Raw genomic sequence first — 5106 nt, forward strand, 5'->3', positions numbered from 1 at the left:
GGTACAGTTTAGAAAAGGCCCTGCGAACCGCATCTGGAACGTAGGGATGTTTACTGGAACCGCCTTGGTGCCGAACGGCATGCCAGGTGGTGTGAGAGGGACGGGTAATAACCGGCCCTACTCGATTCTAAGAATCTCTTACCCAAATCGCCCAAGCGCATAGCATTGAGAATATTGCAGTGCTTCAAAATGCCTTCGCGAGTTTCCCAAGTCAAATTCAGACCGTCAAAAGCAGGATACTGCTCTTCAAGTTTGTCGACGATCCGCAAGGACTGAAGGTTATGTTCAAAACCCCCGAACATTCGCATGCATTCATTAAGTGCTGTTTGGCCGGCGTGTCCGAAGGGCGTATGCCCTAAATCATGGGCTAAAGCGATAGCTCCCGTCAGATCACAGTTCAAAGCCAGTCTTGAAGCTGCAGTACGGGCAATCTGTGCTACCTCGATAGAGTGCGTAAGACGAGTGCGGAATAAATCGCCTTCATGGTTAATAAACACCTGGGTTTTGTACTCCAGTCTTCTGAAAGAGGTCGAATGAATGATTCTGTCGTGGTCACGCTGAAATTCGGTACGCGTTTTACTTGGATTTTCCGCATAAACACGCCCTTTGGATTCCGAAGAATAGCAAGCGTACGGAGCTAAAACTAGATTTTCATGAATCATGCCACATATCCTCCTTCAACGAGAACTTCCCGAACCAGTTCTTCCGGAACTTCAGAAACATATGACTCACCGAGTTTGTTGAGTAAGACGAAATGGATGACGCCGCCCGTACTCTTCTTATCGCCCTTCATCGCTCTAATAGCTTCATCGACCGACAAGCCTTCGATTCGAACAGGCAAGTTGGCTCTTTCCAGCAATTTTCTTACGCGCTCGACATCTTCTTTTGTCAGGTTGCCGAGTTTTTGACTTAAGTTTGCGGCCAGTATAAGACCGCAGCCGACGGCCTCGCCGTGAAGCCATGTTCCGTAACCGGTTAGTTTTTCAATAGCATGACCGAATGTATGTCCGAGATTCAGACAAGCGCGCCTTCCCGCTTCTTTTTCGTCTTCAGCCACCACGGCTGATTTAATCTTGCAGGAACCGGCAACAATTTCAGCAGTTTTCCCCGAGTCCAACGCCACCAAAGATTCCATATTTGCTTCGAGATCGGCAAAGTAATCCGCGTCGGCAAGCATACCGTGCTTAATAATTTCGCCGATGCCGGCACTTACTTCTCTTGCAGGAAGTGTTTTCAGCACGGAAGAGTCAGCGATTACGGCAGAGGGCTGATGGAAAGATCCGATCATGTTTTTACCGGCTGCCATATTCATTCCCGTTTTACCGCCTACGGAAGAATCAACCTGAGCTAAAAGGGTCGTCGGAACCTGAATAAATTTGATTCCTCTCATATAGATGGAGGCGGCAAAACCAGCTAAATCCCCGACCACTCCGCCGCCTAAAGCGACGACGACAGATTTTCTGTCCGCGCCCATTTCCGCTAACTTGGTCAGCACCATAAAAACTGAATCCCAATTTTTAAAGGCTTCGCCATCGGGTAATTCGAGGTATTCGGTACGAACCCCTTTGTTGCAGATTTTGCGTACCTTTTCTCCGTAGAGGGGGCCGACCGTTGTATTGGTCACAATAAGAGCTGAAGAAGGATGAATTTTTTTTAGCTCTTGGGCAAGCTGAGGAAGAATATTTTCTCCCAGGTAGATCTTGTACGGAGCTGATCTGACGCTCACATCGATTGAAATCATCCTTATTTTTCCTTTCCTAATTCCTTCAGCAACTCTTTGCACATTTGATTAAAACTGAGCTTATCCGTATCGAGCGAGAAATCTCTGACCTCGGTATAAAGCGGGTCTCTGTCCCGCATCAAATTTTCAATGGTCTGCATCGGATTTTCCGTTTGGAGCAAAGGACGGCTTGAGTTGCGTGTTCTAAAAAAGCAGATTCTCGGGGACACCGTCAAATGCACGACACAGGCATTTCCATTTTTCAAGATTTGCCGGTTTTCATCCCGCATAACCACACCCCCTCCGGTTGCCACGATAAAGCCTTCTTTCTCGATAAATTCTCTGAGGAGGTCGGTTTCGCGCCTACGGAAACCCTCTTCTCCTTCTTTTGCAAAAATCTCGGGAATTTTTACGCCGGTTCTGTTCTCAAGCTCTTCGTCTAAATCCACGAACTGATAGCCAAGCTCTTTGCTGCAGTACTTGCCGAATGATGATTTCCCGGCTCCCATCATTCCAATGAGAAAAATAGATTTGTAAGCTTTTACAGAATTGTTATGCATAAGCCTGTAATTGTGGCTGTCTTGATAATCATACGGAGGTTTAGATTTTATAATGTTTGCTGGTTTTCTTTAACTATTTAAGATATTTTCAGCAGTGTTCTCTTCTAAAAAGACTCCGCCAAAGAAAGCTCCTGCCAAAGCAGCTGCTGCGAAAAAAGCTCCTGCCCGCAAAAAGACGGGTTCAAGTTTTTTTGCCTTTATTAAGTATTCGATCGCTACGATTCTTGCTCTCGCATTGGCTGGAATCGGATTGGCCCTCTTTGTTTTTGCGCTTGTGTACTCTCAGCTGCCGCCAATTGATACGGTAGTTGACTACAAGCCGAAAGTCCCGATGAGAGTCTGGACGGCAGACGGGAAACTTATTGCTGAATTCGGCGAAGAAAGAAGAGACTTCGTCACCATCGATGAAATCCCGGCTCATGTAAAGCAAGCCGTGATTTCTGCTGAAGATGACGGCTTTTATCACCATGCCGGCATTGAACCGAAAGGTTTTGTCCGCGCAGCTTTAGCCAACTTTGCTTCCGGGAAAAAGAGCCAAGGCGCCTCCACCATCACCATGCAGGTTGCCAGAAACTTCTTCTTATCCAGCGAAAGAAGCTACGTCAGAAAACTTTATGAAGTTGCCATGGCTTTCAAGATCGAAGCCAACCTCACCAAAGATCAGATTCTTCAGATCTACATGAATCAGATCTTCCTCGGCAACCGTGCTTACGGGTTTGCGGCCGCCGGGCGCACATATTACGGCAAGAATATTCAGCAGCTGTCTATCGGAGAAGCCGCCACTTTGGCTGGTCTTCCGGCAGCGCCGTCCGTATACAATCCGTTCGCCAGCCCGAAGAGAGCAAAAGTCAGAAGAGACTACGTTCTCGGGCGTATGAGAGACTTAGGCTATATCACGCCGGACCAATATCAGCATGAGGTGGATGCTCCGATTCAAACACGTTTAACCAGACTTGCTGAATCCTCTTTGACGCCGACCAAGATGAATTCTTCTTTGCACGCTGAATATGTTGCAGAGTTGGTCAGAACCTTGATGTTCGACGTATTCCAGCAGGAAACTTATACCCGTGGCTTAAACGTCTATACAACTATTAATTCAGAAGATCAGAATTACGCTTATCAATCCTTGAGAAGCCACGTTCAAGCTTATGACCGCTCCCGTGGCTACCGAGGGCCGGAAGATAAGGTTGACTTATCTAATCCTGCTACAGCCCAGCAAAACATTAACAATGCTCTGCAGGAAGCCCTAGTGGCAGCGGATATGCCGGCCGTTGTGGTATTAAAAGCCTCTCCGACAGAAGTTGTCGTACAAAACTCTTCTGGCAAGCAAATCACGATTAAAGGCAAGAATCTTGATTTTGTTAAAAATTCTCTTCAACCTAAAGCAAAACCGGACCTAAAGATCGAAAGAGGTTCCGTCGTCCGTATTCAATCCGGCAAGAACAATGAATGGGAAATCACACAGCTGCCCCAAGCTGAAGCCGCTTTTATAGCAACCAACTACACGACCGGAGCCATTCAAGCTTTGGTAGGCGGCTATGACTTTAATCTGAACAAGTTTAACCATGTAACCCAAGCTTGGAGACAGCCTGGTTCTTCCTTCAAGCCATTTATTTACTCGGCAGCCATCGAGAAGGGATTCTCTCCGCAAACGGTTATCAACGACGCCCCTATCGTCTTAGATCCATCAGAAACGGGCTTCAAGAAATGGAATCCAAAGAACTTCTCAGGTAAGTTCAGCGGTCCGGTCATGATGAAAGATGCGTTGAGAAAATCTCTTAATCTCGTTTCCATCAGAATTCTTCAAGCCATTACGCCGAGATACGCCGTCGACTTTATTCAACGATTTGGGTTTGAACCGGACAAACATCCGCCGCACCTTTCTCTGGCTCTTGGTGCAGGAAGCGTCACGCCTTGGGAAATGGTCCAAGGATTCTCGGTTTTTGCCAATGTCGGCAAACGTACCGAACCGTATTTGATTTCTAAGGTTACTGACCCGAACGGCAAGATTCTTATGCAGTCCACAGTCGAAGCCGAACGCCTTGCCGGAACTGAAGTACTTGATCCGCGTAATGCCTACATTATGCACAAGATGCTTAACGGCGTTGCCACCAGCGGTACAGCAGCGCGAACAACAGCAACCTTAAAGAGAAGAGACATCGGTGGGAAAACCGGCACCAGCAACGACTCCTATGACGTTTGGTTTGTCGGTTATGCCGGAGAACAGCTCGCTGCCGTCTGGATGGGCTATGACCAACCAAGAACATTAGGCAGAAGAGCTCAAGGCGCCAGCTTAGCTCTTCCTATTTGGGTTGATTACATGAAGTTTGCAGTCAAGAACGATCCTGAAGTTGTTCGTAAGGCACCTTCGGGAGTCACTGAGGAAGGCGGCAATTACTACTACACCAACCGCAAAGATGCTATTCCTTCTTTAGGTGTTGATGTGCAGCCTGCAGACAATGATCCGTTAGGAGCTCTGATTCAGAATTCGAATATTCGAGGTCAAATCTTCTAATTAGGGCAAATACCTATATAAATTAAATGATAATCATTTTTATTTAGTGTATAGTTCTCATTACTGAATCAATTTTGATTCGACTCCTTGAGCGAGGCCAGCCTCGTGGGTAGTTAGTTAATGGGGATTGCCGATTCTAAAGAATAGGCACTTAACCGCAGATTGCAACGAAACCATCTGCGGTATTTTGTGTGCTCGGCATGAGTGCAATCTAAAGGGTGAAAGTCCCGAGCTCGCCCGCTAGTGGGAAGAGCTAGCGAATCTGCAAGGTGTGTGCAGTGATGTACAGGCTGAAAGAAGCAGATAGCAAA

Annotated in this window: 3 protein-coding genes and 1 pseudogene; 1 reads left to right on the plus strand and 3 read right to left on the minus strand. The window is 47.0% G+C overall.

The window, feature by feature from the left end; genetic code table 11:
• Nucleotides 1-80: 80 nt before the first annotated feature.
• The 3 genes and pseudogenes from dgt to ADH67_RS13150 all read right to left on the minus strand — a co-directional run.
• Nucleotides 81-662 (minus strand): annotated as a pseudogene (dgt, locus tag ADH67_RS13140) (dGTP triphosphohydrolase); the annotation flags it as partial.
• Nucleotides 659-1741 carry a 3-dehydroquinate synthase gene (gene aroB / locus ADH67_RS13145; RefSeq protein ID WP_066595417.1) on the minus strand — a complete coding sequence of 361 codons (1083 nt, stop codon included), beginning with the start codon at nt 1739-1741 and terminating at the stop codon, nt 659-661. The pseudogene dgt and the gene aroB, both read right to left, overlap by 4 nt.
• Nucleotides 1742-1743: 2 nt before the next feature.
• Complete coding sequence (locus ADH67_RS13150) at nt 1744-2280, minus strand: shikimate kinase (protein ID WP_066595419.1); 537 nt, start codon at nt 2278-2280, stop codon at nt 1744-1746.
• A 94-nt stretch (nt 2281-2374) separates the two neighbouring features.
• On the opposite strand from ADH67_RS13150, the gene ADH67_RS13155 reads away from it, so the two are divergent.
• Complete coding sequence (locus ADH67_RS13155; RefSeq protein ID WP_066595421.1) at nt 2375-4795, plus strand: penicillin-binding protein 1A; 2421 nt, start codon at nt 2375-2377, stop codon at nt 4793-4795.
• Nucleotides 4796-5106: the final 311 nt, after the last annotated feature.

It is taken from the genome of Turicimonas muris, assembly GCF_002221595.1.
Classification (GTDB): Bacteria; Pseudomonadota; Gammaproteobacteria; order Burkholderiales; family Burkholderiaceae_F; genus Turicimonas; species Turicimonas muris.